This window comes from Streptomyces sp. ATLC9, assembly GCF_057196705.1.
The window spans coordinates 1-695 of the sequence record NZ_JBXUOY010000562.1; the positions used below are offsets into that span (position 1 = coordinate 1).

General features: G+C 79.1%; 1 protein-coding gene. It reads right to left on the bottom strand.

Annotated elements, in window-relative coordinates; translation table 11 throughout:
• The coding region (locus tag AC2CJA_RS27070; RefSeq protein WP_484605261.1) for a lysophospholipid acyltransferase family protein at nucleotides 1-695 on the bottom strand (695 nt) is incomplete at both ends.

Sequence of the window (695 nt, forward strand, 5' to 3'; positions counted from 1 at the left end):
GGCCAGCGCACGGCGGCCGGAGTGGGCGCCGGGCGGCAGCGGCGGCAGTACGGTCACCTCGGCGACCAGGCCGCGGGCGGCGGCCACCCGGCGCAGCGAGGCGGCCAGTGTGTCGTCGCCGACGAAGGCCGGCCGCGTGTCCACCGTCTCCGCCGCGTCCGTGGGGCCCTTCCCGTGCGCCGCGCCGTGCGTCAGGTAGCGGATCGCCACCGGCTGCACGGGGACCCCGGCCTCCAGCGCGGCCTGGAACAGCGCACCGCGGAACGCTCCGCGCTCCCTGCCGCACCGGGTGCTGCCCTCGGGGAAGGCCACCACGGTCGAGCCCGCGCGCAGGGCGGAGGTGACCTCCGCGACCGTCCCCGGCAGGCCCCTCAGCCGCTCGCGGTCGATGAACAGGGTGCCGCCGCGGGCGGCCAGCCACCCCAGTACCGGATACCGCCCGACCTCCCGCTTGGCCACCATCCTGCCGGGCGCCACCACGGCCAGCAGCGGTACGTCCAGCCAGGAGACGTGGTTGGCCACCACCAGCGCCGGGCCGGCGACGGGCCGGCCCGTGACGCGGACCCGTACTCCCAGCGCGGCGGTGATCGCCCCGCACCACCACCGCACCAGCCTCTCGCGGCGGGCCGGGGCGAGGAGACGCGCGGCCGGTGACAGCGCCGCCCCCGCCGGCAGGACGGCGGCCAGGGCCGCCC